This window comes from Priestia sp. FSL H7-0729, from assembly GCF_038005685.1.
GTDB lineage: Bacteria > Bacillota > Bacilli > Paenibacillales > Paenibacillaceae > Paenibacillus.
Genome location: NZ_JBBOTQ010000005.1, coordinates 299,009 through 317,388, shown reverse-complemented (window position 1 = coordinate 317,388; position 18,380 = coordinate 299,009). Strand labels below are relative to the sequence as shown.

Below are 18,380 nucleotides of genomic sequence, written 5' to 3'. Positions count from 1 at the left end.
ACACGATTCGAATGTGCTTACCCCATAATCCCCTCAAGGTACACAGGAAACGAGAACTTCACGTTTGGACACGTGACTCTCTATCCCTTAGACCTGAGGGGATTTTGTCATTTGCGAAGAAATATAGGCATTTATTAAGTGATTCTGCATATTTTGTGGACAGCAAAAAGCCTGCTCAGGGAGCAGGCTTCCGGTTTCAACCATTTATACAGACTTGCGCCAGTTAGAACGATACATCAGATACAGGAAATACGGCGTTCCAATGATTGCAATGAGTATGCCTGATGGAATCTCGGTCGGTGCCATGACGGTTCTGCCGATGGTATCGGCGAGCACCAGCATCACTGCACCCGCTAATGCGGACAGGAACATGGATCGTCTTAACTTATTCCCCGTCAATAGCCGTACCATATGTGGAGCAATCAGACCGATAAAACCGACGGTTCCTACACAAGCAACAGCACCTGCTGCAAGTAATACACCAACTGCCATGGCCAATAATCGTGTACGGCGCACACCCAGTCCAAGCCCGGATGCACTATTGTCGTCGAATACAAGTAGTTCGAAGCGGCGTGCCAACCACCACGCCACGGGTACCAGAATAACTAAAAATAATCCGATAACCTTCACCTGTTCCCAGGTACGAGCATAGGTACTTCCTGTTAGCCAGATATATCCGCTGCTACCGTATACCGCACCACGTACAATCAGAATCTGAATACCTGCCCCAGCAATGGCCGACATCGCGATCCCGAGCAACACAACAGCAGACGGATTCAGCCCTTTTTTCCAGGAGAGGGAGAATACAACCACCGCGGCAACGGCTGCACCGACAATTGCTGCAATTGGCAGCAAGTACATTGGAAGACCCGGCCATAAAATAATGACCATCATCGCTCCAAGCCCTGCACCAGAAGACACTCCAACAATAGAAGCATCTGCCAGGGGGTTACGTACCGCCATCTGAATGAGCACACCGCTAATTGCCAGTGCTGCACCAGCACCTGCGGCAACAAGGGTACGTGGAATCCGAAGCTGAATCAACCCGGAGAACAGTCCATCCGACTGGAACAGACTCGGCAACAGATCAGCCAGCGGAATTCGCATACCACCAAACATTGTGCTGAGCAGGATAAGAACGACGGTAATGACTGAAAATAATGCGGCCATCGGGCCAAATGCAAAGCGACGTGAAGGTGCTCCTGTGCTCATGGAGGTGGACATGCCTGAGCCGTTCGCGGCCTTCATGCGTGTAAGAACAAGCCAGATGAGCCAAGGTGCACCAATGATCGCCATAACCGCACCTGTCGGCAGCTCCATACTGGAGTTACGTACCATCTTGGCAAGTACATCCGCCCCAACCAGGAGCGCTGCGCCCCATATGAACACACCGGGTAACAGTAGTCGGTTGGAACGTACGCCGCTCAATCGAACCAGATGTGGCGCAACCAGTCCCACGAAACCAATCGGCCCAATTACACTGACGATGACTGCAGCCAGCAATACCGCGAGAATTAAGCCACCCGATCGAGCCAATCCTACCTTTTGCCCCAAGGAAGAAGCCGTTGATTCATCCAGCTCCAGCATATCCCACTGTCTGGACAAGATTAACGCGAGAAGGGTAATGCCAATCACCCAAGGCCAAGCATAGGTCACACCACTCCAGTCATTCTGAACAAGCGTTCCGGAGCCCCAAAGGAATAATCCTTGTGTCTCCATGGAGAAAAAAATATGTAATGCGCTTGTAAATGAACCAAGCACCATCGATACAATTATACCGGACAATGCAAGCCGAACCGGGCTTGATGTTCGTCCGCCACCCATGAAATAAGCCGCAAATGCTGCAAGCAGACCACCAAGAGCTGCGAAGAGAAAAGGTGACTGGCTTAACAGGCCTGGAAAAGCAATAGCTCCCAGCACCACCACAAAGTATGCGCCTGCATTAATTCCCAGTGTATCCGAAGCAGCCAGTGGATTGCGCGTAATCGTCTGAAGCAATGCGCCTGCAACAGCCAGTGCACCACCTGCAAGAATACCAATGACTGTACGCGGCATACGCAAATCCCAAACCATATTGTGCTCTAATGTATCCTGTCTTCCTGAAAGTGCATCCCAGACGACATGCAAAGGAATAGCTGCCTCTCCATAACACAGACTTACAAAAAAAAGCACGATGAGAGCGGTTAGACCGCCCCCATATATGCTTATTGTGCGCCAATTCATCGTTGGCTTAGATCCTTGAACCGAACTCATTTGGTGATCGCCTCAACTACGCCATCAACCAATACTTTGGAGGAAATCGGTCCACCAAATGTCCATGTTGTGCTATCCAGCTGATAGGTGCGTTTTTCCTTCACAAAGTTCAGTCCGTTCCAAACCGAATTATCTTTCATTGCTGTGCCAAAGACGTCATCATCTGGTTGTGTAATATAAATGAAGTTACTGTCCTGCACATCGGATAAGGATTCAATGCCTACTGTAGAGAAGCCATAGTTCTCAACTTTCTCGGGCTTCCAATCGTTAACCAATCCAATTTTGTCCAATGTACCAATAACAACCGAGTTGTCGGTAAACATACGCAGGCTGACTGCATTTTGATACGTGAATGCTTGAGTTAATGCAAAGTTGAAGTTTTCTTTACCCGCAGCAGCCAGCTTTTCTTTGGCATCTGCATAATGCTGATCGAGGTCACTAAGAACTTCTTTTGCTTTGTCTTCTTTACCAAGAGCAGTTGCAATGTTAGTAAAGATCTCTGTCATTTTGTCATAATTATAACCATCGCCATCATACGGATCGAATTCAATCGTTGGTGCAATTGCATTCAGTTGATCATAGACCGCATTATTATTATCTGCATTCGCAATGATGAGATCTGGCTTCAATGCAGCGATAGCTTCCAAATTCGGTTCACTGCGTGTTCCGATATCCGTTACACTGTCATCCAATGCTGCTTCAGAGGTTACCCACACTTTATAATTAGCGTTATCCGCATTACCTACTGGTTGAACTCCCAGAGCTACGACATCTTCCGTATATGTCCATTCAAGTGTAACTACACGTTCTGCTGGCTTGTCCAGCTTAAGCTCTCCACGTTTATGCTTCACGGTAACAGGACCTGCTGTTTCTTCAGCTGGAGCACTACCCGAACCAGCACCTTGACTTGGTTCTGATGTAGTCGTGGTTTTACCACACCCCGCCAAAACCAGCACAAAGGCCAGCATAATCAACAGTCCATTCAACCCTTTTTTCATATCTTGATCTCCCCTGTTTATATGTATTTACATGATAACAATTATCATTATCACTATTGGATTATGCCGTAGGAATGAATTTTTGTCAATGGAAAGTACCTTATTTCAACTCTTTAATACAAATAAAAAAAGAAAGGGGTAGCTCAACTGGCCATCCCTCCCTTCCATTGCTTCTCTGTTTGCGTTAACTCAACTGCATCGTAGTGATGCATGTATTATCATTTTCGTATGTAGATAATTGCGTTTCTGCAACCTTTCCATCTTGAACAATACGAATCAGATAGGTTCTATCTCTGGGCACCCAAAAATCCATAAAGCCGTTCGCACCAGACTTGATCACTTCATCTTTCATAAAAGTGTTGCCCTGAGAATCGTGAATGGTAACACTGAATTCCTTATTGCTCAGTTCCCCCTGACAACCTGTCAAGCTATGAACGGCACAGGGATGAGTCTGGTCCATATAGGGTGCGATAGAAAGAAAAAATTCATTCTCAGGCAAATCATATGTAGTCGTATGTTTATCTTGATCTGTGACGATTAATTGTTTGGCATTGATGGAAGCAGATTCCGGCTTCTCTTTTCCTGTGCTGATCTCTTCCACCATTTTTCTGATGTTGGGTGCATCGGCTGTACCCGCCTCTTCCTTGCCCGTATTGCTTGCAAACAGGTAGGTCCCGATTACAATTACAACCGCAATACTTGCAATGATCCACATTTGTTTTTTCATCTGGAGTCCATCTCCTCATCCGTTTTCATTAAGTATAATGGAGAACTTACCATCATGGACCTATACAGCGAGGAATTCACCAGATATTCACATATATGGTTAGCTAGGTTCCGAACAAATCATATGCGGAATATCTGAATGAAAAGTTAATCTGTTCATACTATTACATAAGTGGCGATACTCAACGTGCCATAATCCGCTCTGCCATTTCCTCGGCTTGCAGCACCGCAGACAACGGGTCGGACAGAAAATATCTATTCCAATCAAGGTTAATAATGCGGCAGTGCGCTGTCTCGATCGATTTCTGCCATGGTTTCACAGAAATTGGATCATCAAACCCCTGTCTTGGACCATTATCCAACACCAGCAGGTAATCCTCCAGATATCCACCTACCGCACTCCGCGCAACGTCCAGGTATTCCAAGCCCGGCTCCAGCAGCTCCTGGCGAACTTTGCCTGCCGGCTTCAAGTTCAGTAATCCGTAGGCCGCCTTACCTCCACGTGTTCCCGTATCTCCCACAAGGGTAATATGTTCTCCCCAGTTCGGATCAATGACGGTAAATGTCTTCTCTGTGGAAACCTTGCCCGGGATCTTTTGCTGCAAAGAATGTACTCTCCGCCCGTATTCCTTAATCCATGTTTCGGCTTCTGCATGGCGATTCAGAATACGTCCCATCTCACGAATCTCCTCCTCGATAGAGCCGTACCCAATCCCTCCGTAGACAACTGTAGGTGCAATCCGGGCATAGGAAGCGTAGGCAGCAGGATTCCAGGTGATAATCAGATCCGGTTCAAGTTCTAGCACCTTTTCAACCGAGATAAAATTATGATTGCCGATATCTTGTACTTGGTCACTGATATAAGGCTCTAGCATTTGATTGCTTTGAATGAGTGAATGCGGTGCTCCAAGAGGTGTCACACCCAGTGCCAGTACTTCTCCCAAATTCCAGTCCACGACAACACGGCTAGGTTTATCCGGTATCGTAATCTCGCCCATACTTGAGGCAAACATCCGAGTTTTGGCCCGTGACATCGCAGGCGCCGAGGATTTCCACTCTTGGATACCTGTCAGGTTTCTATTCTCTTGAACTGGCCGAGTTCGGTCAGCTTCAATTATAGGTACCGTTCGTTCGCTCCATTCCGGATAATGACTTTCCAGAAGGGAGTGTGGTTGGCATGTATTCGGAGATACATTTGGTACGCTACTGTCTCGATGCTTTCTGTACAACCCCGGAGAAACCCCATAATGTTTCTTGAAATAGCGACTTAGTGTATAGCCATTCTCATAGCCTACTCTCTCTGCGATTTCCTGTAAGGTCCCTTTCGTACTTACCAGTAGTTTCATCGCCTGTTCCATCCGAATCTGTGATAGCACACGACTGGGACTTGTGTTCAATTGAAGCTGAAACAATTGGTTCAGATACCTTGGACTACAATTCATCATTTCAGCTACCTGTTCTATCTTGAGTGGTTCCCCGTAGTGACGTCTCATATAATGCACCGCCTGATCTACCCGATCCAGCTTAGCATCGTTAAACCTCTGCTCCTGCATTTGTTTCAGCATCTCAGCGAGCCATTGGTAGAACAACGCCTTGGTTTGAATCCGGCCTGCTGACTGTAGTTCATTCCATTGTCTGTATATCAACTGCATGATTTCAATTAATGGTAATGGATACGCTGGTTCAAAACCAAAACTTACGTGCAAAGACTCCACCCCAGTATACGTTTGGGATCTTTCAGTATTTGGCTTCTCTGACTCTGGTGACGAATACGACAATATATGTATATCCATCTGCTTCTTAGCCAGACAATTCAGACGTGTTCCTTTGGAGGCGTGCAGAATATAATTTCCTTTAATCTGATGCATCTCTTGCCCAAGCCAGATCTTCCCCTTGCCATTCGTAACTAATAAAAAAGCATTCGAGGGAAGCGTCCATGTACTAGGGTCTTCACTGATGTTAACGGTCAAGATTCGAATATCCAGTAATCGGATGGTTATATGCTCCCATAATGCCCCGTGTTCTTCTATGTTCATCGTCATGGACCTTTCTTTTATTTCTCGTTACCACATCCACAGCTTTGCCTCATCATATATGATAATCATTCTCAGTTCAACCTGTCGATAGAGTTCTGAAATGGGTATGCTTTCGCTTCCGAATCGGTTATTGTGCAATCGTAAGATTCCCTCTAGAGTTATATTAAATGAAAATCATTATCAATTAGAAAGAGGGTTCGTCATGTTGTTTAAGAAAGTTTGGTATCGTATGACCCTGCCTGTTTTGTTGGTCATGGCCATATTCATGAGTGGTTGTACCCAGAACGAGGCAGTGGGGCCAGCAACGACAGAAAGAGAAAACACCGCACCACAGATAAGAACACTTTCCACGATGATGGGAGACGTCACCGTCCCCCTCACCCCGGAGCGGGTTGTCGTGGACTGGAATATAGGACATGTTCTGGCTGTCGGCGTAACACCTGTTGGTGTGCCGAGCAGCCTGCTGGATTATGGCATGTTTCTGCGTGACAAACTTGTGGATAGCGCGGATCTGGGTAACCATAGTGAGGTTTCACTTGAGAAAATGGTAGAGTTGGAACCGGATCTGATTATCACATGGGATCAGGAGAAATTTCAGACCTATTCCAAAATTGCTCCGACTGTCGTATTCGTGCCCGATCAGTATGATTCCATGGAAGACGAGGTAACCGCCATGGGCGAGATTCTGAATCGAGAAGCAGAAGCCATCGCGTGGAACGAAACATTTAAACAACGGATCGCAGCGGCTCAGGCCAAAATCAAAGACGTAATTCCTGACGATGCCACATTCACCGTTGCCGATTTCAACTTTTTGAAGAACCCAGCCATTATCGGCAACAGTGCCAATCGTGGCGGAAGGGCAGCCTATGAATTGCTAGGACTGACTCCGGCACCCAAGGTGAAGTCCGAACTTCTGGACCAAGGTAAAGAAAACCTGGAGGCCAGTGCAGAAGTGTTCGGAGAGTACGTGGGGGACTACCTGCTGATGATGGTTACAGAAGGCACGAAGGATCATTCCCTGTTGCCTAACGTCTGGGACAATCTTCCTGCAGTGCAGCACAATCACATCTTCAAACTGGATATCCATAAATATTTCACCGCTGATCCCTATACCTCCATTCTACAAGCCGAAGAGATCGCAGATCGACTGGCAAGATGACAAACGGAGCTGAACTAGAGCGAGTCTATAATCTATTGAAAGCCAGTGAAGACTACGAACCTGAACGTGTTGAGACTAGCAAGAGCATCGAATCCAGAATGTACGAGAGTGTGCCCATCAAGTGCCAGCATGCGATCGAGATATCGTAAAAACAAAACTTTCACCCTTACTACGAAGTTACGCTTCGAGCGGCATTCAAGGTCGTTTTCTCGCTCTCTTGTCCTCACCGCCGGGGTTGGGGTTGCGGTTGGGGTTTGATCAAAGCATGGAGCGAGCACTAACGAATCTGAGGCGTCTTATTCAACGATTTGAAGCCACATCGGAAATCTAAGGAACTTGAGACACGCTATATTTGAATAAAAAGTCGTTCTCAGTGTTTTTATGAGGAGATTTTGATAGATAACGTGCCTGATGTTCCTTAGGATTTGAAAAGAGGAACTAATGGCCAATTAAGATGTCCTGAGTTCTTTAGAAAATCATCTATCCATCCATGATAATCGTCTATCCATTCGCCAAGATCGGCAGTCCAGGATTCAAGACTTTTTATCCAGCTCAAAAAAAGAGCAAACAAAAAGCGCCCACCAGAATGATTCAGGTGGCGCTTTTTGTTTGCTTGAATATGGTGCTTTTTTCAATAAAGATACGCAAGAACCCGACGCAATTTCGAGGAAATCTCGACGTTGTTCGGGCTCTTCAGACTACCTTCCATCCGCGCGAACCTAACTACGTATTGGAAAGGGCTTTGTTTTTTTCATAGAAGCGCGCATTGTGAGAAGATACACCTGCCATATCAGAAGCATCAGGTTCCAGATACATCTTGGCACTGTTGACCGCGAGTACCGCATCGTTAAAAGCACCTGCGATCAGTCTAACTTTGCTTCCATAGGTAATGAAATCACCTGCTCCAAATACGCCCGGAATGTTGGTGCGCATTCGCTGATCAACGGATACGCCGTAGTCTTCCCGTGCCAGTCCCCATTGAACGAGGTTGCCAAAATCACGATCATACCCATGGCTTACGACGACTTCATCGACCTCCACATATGTGATCTCACCGGTTTCTACATGGGCCAGCTCGACACGATCAATTGTGTCACCTGTACCGTACAAACGTGAGATGGTATACGGTGTCATTACTTTGGATTGAGCTTTCATCTGGGCAACAGGCGACTCATGTCCCGTGAATTCATGACGTCTGTGTGCTACTATTACTTCACTTGCTATCTTGCCCATTTCATTGGCCCAGTCGACTGCAGAATCGCCGCCGCCCGAGATCAGAACACGCTTCCCGGCAAATAGGGAAAGGTCGGTTATCGTGTAGTGCAGATTCGTCAACTCATACCGATTGGCACCGTCGATATCCAGCTTTTGCACCTGAGTCATGCCTCTGCCCGCACATAACAGAATGGTACGTGTGTAATGACGCTCACCCGTTTTGGAGATAAGTACAAATGCACCATCCTCACGTCGCTCAAGCTCAGCAATTTCCTGCCCAAACACAATCGTTGGATCAAACGTTCTCGCTTGTCTTTCCAGTGCTTCAATCAGCTGCTCGCAGCGAATTGGATCAACCCCGCCCACGTCCCAGATCAGCTTCTCCGGGTATGTACGCATGAATCCGCCCAGTTCCTGTTTGGCTTCGATGATTTTGGTGCGCATGGCTCTCATGCCACTGTAAAAGGAGGCGTACATTCCAGCAGGTCCCCCGCCAACGATAGTAATATCATAAATATCCAAATGATTCGCTGTAGTCATCTATGGCACCAACTTTTCAACAACATAGTCCATTAACTTCACAGAACCAATCGGGCCCACACCAGATACAAATTCACTTGTCTTCAGTGGGAAGACATGATCATTCTTCACAGCCTCCAGATTCGCCCACACCTGACTTGCTTTCAGATCTTCCATGGATTTCTTCGTGTCATAACCTACGAGAGTTCTGTCTTCGAGGAAAATATAGTCCGGATTCATCTCAGGCAAGAATTCTAAAGAGAACTGGCTAAACCAATCTGTAGAGTCTTTGATCGCTTCAGGACTATTCAGGCCCAAGATATCATAGAAGAAAACACTGCTGCTTCCTCCTTTAGAACCCATAAAACGGTAACGATTGTGCTCCACACGAAGAACCAATACGGTCTTGTCTCCAAGGGCTGCCGCAATTTTTTCTTTGGCTTGGGCTGCTTTCTCATCGAATTCAGCCAGTACTTTGGCTGATTCCTCGGTCTTGTCGAATATGGCTGCCAGCTTCGGCATGGCACGTTTCATCTCACTATTGGCATCCAGTGCCACCGTTGGAGCAATTTTGGACAACTCGTCATATACGCCCTGCTCCATCCCTTCTCCTGCTGTAAGGATCATATCCGGTGACAACGCAAGCAATTGCTCATAGTTATATTGATACTGCTCGACTTCGATAACCTGAACTCCGTGTTCTTTAAAATAAGCAGGCCGGTATTCCGCTTCAACTTCCGGAGTTAGCAAAACCATTTGGGGTGTAACCCCCATCTCAATCAGGTACTCGGCATAGATCGAATCGAACACCATTAAATTTTGAGGATTGGCAGGAATCGTAACTTCGCCAAACTGATCCTGTACCACTTTAGTTCCGCTTGCATCCCCTGCATCTTCCGTTGTAGTTGCTGCGCCTTCCGTCTGCATCTCTGCTGTCCCAACTGTTTCATTTTCTTCTTTTGTTTCACCAGAACATGCCGCCAGCATTACACTGATCACCAATAGCAGGATGCCCAACCCTTTGAATCTTCGTAACATGATATACTTCGCCCCTTATGTACATTGATAATGATAATTATTATCAGATAGTATCAAATAAGAAGTGTCTGTTCCATAGCATATCGTGCGTATTCAGTTGGATTATTGTGCTCTCTCATGATGAGATTCCGTAAGATGGCGAATGATCTGATTGAGAATAAAAGTATGTCCCGTAATGCCGTGACCATCCACCCACAGATGAGTATCTACGTAGAATACCCGATTATTTTTCACGGCCTTCAGGTCTTTCCACTGTGGACTCTCCCATAATTTCCTCATATTCTCTTCAGCACTAAAGTGTTGCATGATCCGTTTCTCTACAAAGAGGTAGTCGGGATCAGCTTGTGTGAGCAGTTCAAGCGAACATGGATTAAACCAGGCTGCACCTGAATGCAGTGCTTGCGGCAGTGCTAATCCAAGCTGTTCATATAACAAGTGTGATACCCCGTGTGAATGCCCACCCAGATATCGATAACCAAATGCTTCTACCCTTAGCAGCATAACTGTGGATGCGGATTGGATGATGGGTTGCAACTGTTGCTTCGCTACACTGACCTCGTGATTCATCTGCTGATGCAGTCTATGAGCCTCCTTTTCTTTAAGAAACCAGGCTGCCAATTGATCGAGCATTGGTTCCACATCTTGATGAAGTCCGGTTAGAATCGGTGCAATTGTGCGCAGCTCCCTTTTGACCTCTTCCGTCAATACGTTTCCTATCAACATCTCCGGTTGAACTTGCCGAACAAGTTCGATCTCCACCTCATACTGTGTTACCTCCAGCATCTCTACTCCATACGCTGTAAATTGTTCATGGTGATGTGGGGACAACAGGATCGGGGTGACCACTACCGCATGGGGGATGACACCCAGATGAATCATAATTTCTGCACAGATTGGAGAAAGTGATACGATCTTGCGCTGCGTCATCGTCTGCCTATATATCTTAGGTGATACGCCAGTCAGTTGTTTGAAGCGTCGGCTAAAATAATGAGCATCTTCAAATCCAGTCTTTTTGGCAATATCCTGTGAGGTTGCAACTGTTAATATCAATTCTTCCTGCGCACGGTAGATCCGGTAGTGTGCCAGATAATCCAGAGGTGGCTTACCATATCGCTCGCTAAATTTGCGGGAGTAATGCCATGGACTCGTACCGGCAATCTGAGCTAACTGTGTACGTGTAATGACCTGATCATAATGTTGCCGCATGTAGTCAATGGTGCGAAGTATACCGTGTTCTGGCTTCAACTCGTTATCCAGCTGTGTCCGATATAGATTACTTAACAACTCATATAACAAATGTTGATGGCCAACCCTTCCTGCACTCTGGTCCTGTGTATGCACTTCACTCCAATGTTGAATCATACTTGCCAGAGCTCCACCGGACAGTTGCACTTTCTGATACGCCTCTCCTGACGGTAACCGCCATTCGAACTTCTCAGCTTCCCGTCGATCATGCAGTACCGAATATGTATCGAACTGAACATGCCAGCCTGCCAGATCCAGGTTCCCACCTTCAATGACCTCCATTACGGAGTTCTCTTCAAGCGCAATTAATTCGCCAAAGGAGACGTGGACCCGGTGTCCATTGATATTCCAGATCGCTTTGCCATCAATAATAAATATCAACGTGTGACTGGGAAAGTGGTGCAATTCACCTTTCGTTATCCATGCATTGGTTAATGCTTTGGTTGACTGCCACTGAGCAATCCATTCCATGTTGTCAGACATATTGTTATCCTTTCTAAGGGATTAATCATCCTGAATTATTACATTTCACTATATCAAATTACATGACAACCCCATATCCAACAAGCTATGGCATGATAAAATGATGGAACAGCTTTGATACATTTCATACATATATCATTGAAAAAAAACGAAAAGAGCCCGTACCATCAGGTACAAGCTCCTTCTTACAACAGTTGCACTCCTTTTTTAATACTACGTTTCTATGTTTTACTCATTATTAGCTTTTGGCGAGGTGTATCCCTACTTCTGTCCTCTTCCAACCATCCAATACGTCAGTCCACCGGAGACACCGAAAGCAATGACTACACCGATGCAAGTGTGTAACAGATTCAGGCTACCCTCTTCAATGAAGAGTGGGAAGCTTACCAAACTCGGATTTCCAACAATAGCGAACGCCTGGACAGATAACAATCCGAAGTAGAGTCCACCTGCAGCCCCACCTAGCAATGCCGCGTAGAAAGAGGATCTTTTTCTCATGTTGACCGCATACAATGCAGGCTCTACAACTCCCAGGAGTGCTGTTCCAGTAGCCCAGAAAGCCAGTCTTCTGGACGCTGGCTCCTTCGAGCGCAATCCACTTGCAAGCGCAGCCCCTGCTTGTCCAACAATCGCCACTAACATCGCAGCAATGACTACAGAAGAACCGTTCATGACGATTTCATTAATGATGATGGCAAGCATCCAGTAGTGTAACCCCGTAATTAACATTAGCGAGAAGACTGCTCCTAGTAACATCAATGACACCACTGGAGCATTAGCTACTAGTGAATCCAATGCCTCCGGCAGATACTCATCGATCCAGGTGCCGACTGGACCAAGAATCATCAATACTAACGGCACAAGAATCAGTAATGTCAGGAATGGAGCAACTATCCCTTTGGAGAATTTTGGACTCCATCGTTCAATGACTCTTTCCAGGTAGGCCGCTGCACAGATCGTGAGAATGATCCAGATAGCCGTAGAGTAAAAAGCAGGCTGGGACACGAGTGGCACACCCAGGAAATGCACCTCCTTTTCACCCGACATCAGCATGGTTATCTCCGGATAGAACATCAATCCGCCAATAGATGCAGCCACATAGATATTGCTCTTCAACCGATACGCTGTGCTTATGGCTACCAATACAGGCAGTAGATAAAATACACTCTCTCCAATGATTCTGAATATTGCAAAGGTCTGGCTGTCCATCAGCGCAGAAGAATCCGATGAACTGTATGTATCCATAAGCGTAATAATTGCGATTGCAATCTTAATAACGGCAGCTCCGAGAATCGCAGGCATCAAGGGCCTAAACACATCGGATACAAAATGTAAGATCGAAAATCTGTTCTTCTTCGCGTGTTCTACTTCCTGCACTCCTGTTCCTTCCGCTTCCCCGAAGCCCATACTCCGTAGCGCATTGTAGAGCAGGAAGAATTCATCTCTTAATGCCAGATGACACTGCTCATCTGTTACCCGAATATCTGCCTTCTCATCTGTGGTTGCCAGAACCGACATATTTAATAGGCTGCTATTCTTCAGTACTAGCGTCGTTGCGCCTTTATCATGCTTTACGAACTTGATGTTCTCCTTCCCACCTGCGAGTTTCAAGCAATCTTCAATCTGTGTGTCATGCATGATATACAATCTCCTCATGTTACGGTAAACCCGTGTTTTGTGATGTGATACGCTAATATGCTCTATCTATATAGACATTTCCACGAAAGAACTTCAATAGGATAAATAAACTAATTTCCCTTTCATTTCATGTTCATTTGCACAAGGTATATAGACCTAAGTCATTATTTATGTAGCAAAAAAAGCCTGCAAAAGCGCAGGCTCCTTACATATCTTATACTCAATTCATGCCCCTATGACAATGCCAACATCGCGTTCATATCTTCTTCTGCTGTTGTAATTAACTTCAGACCGAACATATCCACGAGTACATCCAGGACACCTTCGGATATGAATTCAGGTGGTTTTGGTCCAATCCGAATGTCCTGAATCCCGAGGCTGAACAGGCCAAGCAGGATCGCAACTGCTTTTTGCTCAAACCAGGACAGGACAATGCTGACAGGTAACTCGTTCACGGTACAGCCAAAAGCATAAGCCAGAGCCATTGCAATTTTCACCGTAGAACCGGAATTATTGCATTGACCCAGATCGATGTAACGCGGTATACCCGTGTCTCCAACCGTGCCATAATCCACATCGTTGAAGCGGAACTTGCCACAAGACGTGGTCAGAATTACAGTATCATTCGGCAATGATGTCGCGAGTTCACGATAGTAGTTGCCACCTTTGCCTGGTGCATCACAGCCTGCAATAACGAAGAATCGACGGATATGACCGTCTTTCACCGCTTGAATAATCTCGGGCGCAAGGCCAATCACGGTCTCATGATGGTAGCCTGTCGTTAAAACTTGCTCGGACTGTATATCGGCCGCAGGCAGGGACAATGCACGTTCAATCAGAGGTGAGAAGTCATCACCCATAATCTTGGCAACGCCCTCCAGACCCGCCACTTCGTAGGAGAAAAAGCGGTCTGCATATGTGCCTTTAATCGGCATAACACAGTTGGTCGTTGCGAGAATCGCACCTGGGAATTGTTCGAACAGTCTTCTTTGATCGTACCAGGCTTTGCCGATATTGCCCTTGAGGTGGGCGTATTTCTTCAACGCCGGATAACCGTGTGCAGGCAACATTTCCGAGTGGGTATAGATGTTGATTCCTTTCCCTTCAGTTTGACGCAGCAACTCTTCCAGTGCATACAGATTATGTCCCGTTACCACGATACATTGTCCTTCGATCTGGTTCTGGCTAACCGTAATCGGTTGCGGTACACCAAAGCGGTCCGTGTGCGCTCGGTCCAGCACGTCCATAATGCGAATGGCTGCATTACCTACCTTCATCGCCATATCCAGATGTTCCTGTACATTAAAATTCGAGTTCGTTAATGTCATATATAATGCCTCATGTGTAATCCGATCCACCTCAGGATCAGAATATCCCAACTGGCGTGCGTGTGTCGCATAAGCAGCGATTCCTTTTAACGCAAAGATCATCGTATCCTGCAGGCTTGCGATTGTTTCGTTTTTGCCACATACCCCTACCACGGTACACCCGCCACTCGGCGTCTGTTCGCATTGATAACAAAACATATGGATTCCCCTCCAAACTTAGATTAAACGCAGTTCGTTATGTAATAGCGTAACAGACCCTGATATGAGCTAGTGTGATGGTGCACACAGTTTCTGATCTAACATTTATATCTGTTTCTCTGAGACTATCATCCAATCCACACCCTTCCTCCCAACATATAGTGTTCAATAGACCAATCTGTCCGAACAGCCAGGTTGTCTATAAGCAGAGGAGGAATGTACTTTGAATAAACCTGTGTCGATCTCGCGGACGTATCCACGTCTGGCCGTGTATAGTCAAGAGAATTTCAGAGGATTACGTAGAGTATACCGTGGTAACTTGGGTATTGCCGATATCGACGCTGTCCTCACCGGGATTGAGAGTCTACGATTCTTCTCGACCAATCCGAACGCTACGCTTGTGTTGTTTGATCGGTCACGCTTTCGTGACAATTTCTTTATCTTGCGGGGAAATCGCAGCATTCGCGAACTGGATGACATCCTTAGAAGGGGTGACGTGGAGTCATTAATCGCCACCAATCAGCGGTTAACAGCAGCACAGGTTCGCAGAATCCAGCGTACAGGCAACCTGCCTCCAGGCTATCGTCTGATCTAAACGTTTCGCTTGGTGATAATCAGCTCCAAGATCCATTCCAGTGGTGCATGTTATGTCTCTGCATCACTGGAAATAATAACATTGGAAAAGAAGCATATCTAAGCTCATTATGAAAAATACTGTGTACATAAAAGGTAAAAATTTATCAATTCTATAATCTAAAAAAAGATGGAAATGAAACGATTCTAGATTTTGCCCGTAAGGGTAATACACAGAGAGAAATCTAAATATTCAAGGAGCTGGTCAATTGCAACATTACAGACACAGTGCAGAGGAAACCCTTCAGGATGTGCAGAGTTCCTCCAAGGGGCTCACGACCTCCGAAGCTGCTAAGAGACTTGAAACCGAAGGTTATAACGAGTTAAAAGGCAAAGATGCAACGCCTGTCTGGAAACTGTTCCTCGAAAATTTCAAAGATCCGATGGTTATCGTGCTGCTGATTGCAGCCGCCGTACAGGTTGTACTTGGACACCTGATTGAATCGTTGATCATATTCCTGGTTATTTTGCTTAACGCCGTAATCAGTGTTGTGCAGACCAAAAAAGCCGAGAGTTCACTCGACGCGCTGAAACAAATGTCTGCTCCTGAAGCCAAGGTCATTCGGGACGGGCAGAAAAAAACCATCCCGGCGAGAGAACTCGTTCCCGGAGATATTGTTATGCTCGATGCAGGCGATTATGTTCCGGCAGACGGGCGAATCCTGGAATCAGGAAGTTTGAAAATCAACGAAGGCATGCTGACCGGAGAATCCGAAGCAGCCGAGAAACACGCCGACACCATCCCCGACGAAGCTCCAATTGGAGATCGTCGCAATATGGCCTTCAGTGGCTCACTGGTTGTATACGGACGGGGCATGCTCGTTATTACAGGCACGGCTCTCAAGACGGAAATTGGCAAAATTGCCGAACTGATTGAAAATGCCGAAGCCAAGAACACACCCTTACAGCGCAAGTTGGAATCATTCAGCAAAAAACTGGGTTTTTTCATCCTGGGCTTGTCGATTCTTATCTTTGGCATTGAAGCCGGTCGTGTATGGTTGACCGAAGGTACCGAGAATATCGGACCATCCATCGTAAATGCACTCATGTTTGCTGTAGCCGTTGCAGTTGCTGCCATTCCTGAGGCACTTTCCTCCATCGTGACTATCGTGTTGTCACTCGGTACGAATAAGATGGCCAAACAACATGCGATCATTCGCAGACTGCCTGCCGTGGAAGCACTCGGTTCTGCCAGCATCATCTGTACGGACAAAACAGGAACGCTAACTCAGAACAAGATGACTGTCGTGGATTATTACATTCCCCATGGCACCAAGGACGAATTCCCCGATGATCCCGATCAGTGGTCGGAAGAGGAACGACGTTTATTACATATTGCAGTGCTCTGCAATGATTCGAATATTAACCAGGAAGGCAAGGAATTGGGTGATCCCACCGAAGTGGCCCTCATTGCCTTCAGCAACCGGGTGAACAAGGATTACAATGAAATCCGTGACCAGTTCCCGCGTGAAGCCGAGCTTCCTTTTGACTCGGATCGGAAACTCATGAGTACGGTGCATACGTTTGAGGGCCAGACGGCTTTGCTGACCAAAGGTGGACCAGATGTGCTGTTCAGCCGCTGTAGTCATGTGTTTATCAACGGCGAAGTTCAGCCCCTCACACCCGAGATTCGCACACAATTTGAAGAAAAAAATGAGGCATTCTCCAAACGTGCCTTCCGTGTGCTGGCCTATGCGTACAAAAAATTTGATGATAAAAACCAGGTTACGATTGATGACGAGCATGATCTGACGCTGGTTGGACTGACTGCAATGATTGACCCACCGCGTGAAGCGGTATACGGCTCTATTGAAGAGTCCAAAAAAGCAGGCATTCGCACCATCATGATCACTGGAGATCACAAAACAACGGCCCAGGCCATCGGTGTGGATATCGGCCTTGCCGAACCGGATGATCTCGCCATTACCGGCGCCGAACTGGACAAAATGTCCGATGAGGAACTGGATCAACAACTGGAACACATCTCGGTCTACGCCAGGGTATCTCCTGAGAACAAAATCCGTATCGTGCGTGCATGGCAGCGCAAAGGTAAAGTTGCAGCTATGACCGGAGATGGAGTTAATGACGCACCTGCGCTCAAACAAGCTGACATCGGCGTAGCGATGGGTAGCGGAACAGATGTTGCCAAGGATGCGGCTGCCATGATTCTGACAGATGATAACTTTGTCTCCATCGTGAATGCGGTCAGTGTGGGGCGGATGGTATTTGATAATATCAAAAAAGCCATCGCTTACCTGTTTGCCGGTAACCTCGGCGCAATTATTGCCATTTTGTTTGCCTTGATCGTCGGCTGGGTTAATCCATTTACGGCCCTTCAGCTGCTGTTCATCAATCTGGTGAACGACTCCCTGCCTGCCATCGCTTTGGGCACAGAGAAGCCCGAGCCAGATGTCATGCGGCGTAAACCACGTGATATTAACGAAGGCATCTTCGCAGGCGGAACCCTGCAAGCGGTGATTACGCGTGGTGTCCTGATCGGTGCGGCTGTAATCGTCTCCCAATATATCGGGCTTGGCATCTCGGAGGAAATCAGCGTAGCTATGGCCTTCACTACCTTGATTCTGGCACGCAGTCTGCAAACATTTGCAGCACGTTCCAACACACAGACCATCTTCCAGGTGGGCTTCACGACCAATAAATTCGTGCTTGGTTCCATTCTGGTATGTCTCTGTCTCTATGCAATCACACTGATTCCAGGTGTTCGCGGCGTCTTCGCCATCCCGGATACATTCGGTTGGAATGAGTTCCTGATTGCAGGTGGACTCGCTCTCGCTGCCGTCATTCTGATGGATGTCATCAAGTGGCTTCGCAATCGTGGCAAACAAGTTACTGCGGCATAAGATCTGCAGGTATCGCACGTATGCACAAACAGGCGCCCGTGATCGGAGCG

12 protein-coding genes are annotated in these 18,380 nt (G+C 46.8%); 3 read left to right on the top strand and 9 right to left on the bottom strand.

Going from position 1 to position 18,380, the window contains the following annotated elements; translation table 11 throughout:
- Positions 1-204 precede the first annotated feature (204 nt).
- From MHH93_RS14660 to MHH93_RS14645, 4 genes are all read right to left on the bottom strand, one after another.
- Complete coding sequence (locus MHH93_RS14660) at positions 205-2,253, bottom strand: iron ABC transporter permease (RefSeq protein ID WP_500054630.1); 2,049 nt, start codon at positions 2,251-2,253, stop codon at positions 205-207.
- Positions 2,250-3,251 (bottom strand): ABC transporter substrate-binding protein, encoded by a 1,002-nt coding sequence (locus MHH93_RS14655; RefSeq protein WP_500054629.1) that lies wholly within the window; start codon positions 3,249-3,251, stop codon positions 2,250-2,252. Before MHH93_RS14655 ends, MHH93_RS14660 begins: the two co-directional genes overlap by 4 nt.
- Positions 3,252-3,435: 184 nt before the next feature.
- Complete coding sequence (locus MHH93_RS14650; protein WP_500054628.1) at positions 3,436-3,978, bottom strand: CueP family metal-binding protein; 543 nt, start codon at positions 3,976-3,978, stop codon at positions 3,436-3,438.
- A gap of 181 nt (positions 3,979-4,159) precedes the next feature.
- Entirely contained in the window at positions 4,160-6,013 is a 1,854-nt protein-coding gene (locus MHH93_RS14645) for a helix-turn-helix domain-containing protein (RefSeq protein ID WP_500054627.1), read from the bottom strand.
- 202 nt (positions 6,014-6,215) lie between these two features.
- Between MHH93_RS14645 and MHH93_RS14640 the strand changes: the two genes are divergently transcribed.
- Positions 6,216-7,172 carry an ABC transporter substrate-binding protein gene (locus MHH93_RS14640; protein ID WP_500054626.1) on the top strand — a complete coding sequence of 319 codons (957 nt, stop codon included), beginning with the start codon at positions 6,216-6,218 and terminating at the stop codon, positions 7,170-7,172.
- Positions 7,173-7,895: 723 nt separating this feature from the next.
- Here the strand turns inward: MHH93_RS14640 and MHH93_RS14635 are convergent.
- The 5 genes from MHH93_RS14635 to hcp all read right to left on the bottom strand — a co-directional run bounded on the left by MHH93_RS14635 (position 7,896) and on the right by hcp (position 14,836).
- Complete coding sequence (locus MHH93_RS14635; protein ID WP_500054625.1) at positions 7,896-8,927, bottom strand: NAD(P)/FAD-dependent oxidoreductase; 1,032 nt, start codon at positions 8,925-8,927, stop codon at positions 7,896-7,898.
- Positions 8,928-9,944, bottom strand: a complete 1,017-nt coding sequence (locus tag MHH93_RS14630) for an ABC transporter substrate-binding protein (protein ID WP_500054624.1) — start codon at positions 9,942-9,944, stop codon at positions 8,928-8,930.
- Between the two features lie 102 nt (positions 9,945-10,046).
- Entirely contained in the window at positions 10,047-11,672 is a 1,626-nt protein-coding gene (locus MHH93_RS14625) for a helix-turn-helix domain-containing protein (protein WP_500054623.1), read from the bottom strand.
- 261 nt (positions 11,673-11,933) lie between these two features.
- Entirely contained in the window at positions 11,934-13,310 is a 1,377-nt protein-coding gene (locus MHH93_RS14620) for a PTS sugar transporter subunit IIC (RefSeq protein WP_500054622.1), read from the bottom strand.
- Positions 13,311-13,543: 233 nt separating this feature from the next.
- Positions 13,544-14,836 (bottom strand): hydroxylamine reductase, encoded by a 1,293-nt coding sequence (hcp, locus tag MHH93_RS14615; RefSeq protein ID WP_500054621.1) that lies wholly within the window; start codon positions 14,834-14,836, stop codon positions 13,544-13,546.
- Positions 14,837-15,059: 223 nt separating this feature from the next.
- Here hcp and MHH93_RS14610 point away from each other — a divergent pair, with 223 nt between their 5' ends.
- Positions 15,060-15,431: a hypothetical protein gene (locus MHH93_RS14610; protein ID WP_500054620.1), complete on the top strand. Its 372-nt coding sequence runs from the start codon at positions 15,060-15,062 to the stop codon at positions 15,429-15,431.
- A gap of 247 nt (positions 15,432-15,678) precedes the next feature.
- Entirely contained in the window at positions 15,679-18,330 is a 2,652-nt protein-coding gene (locus MHH93_RS14605; RefSeq protein ID WP_500054619.1) for a cation-translocating P-type ATPase, read from the top strand.
- The last annotated feature ends 50 nt before the right edge of the window (positions 18,331-18,380 follow it).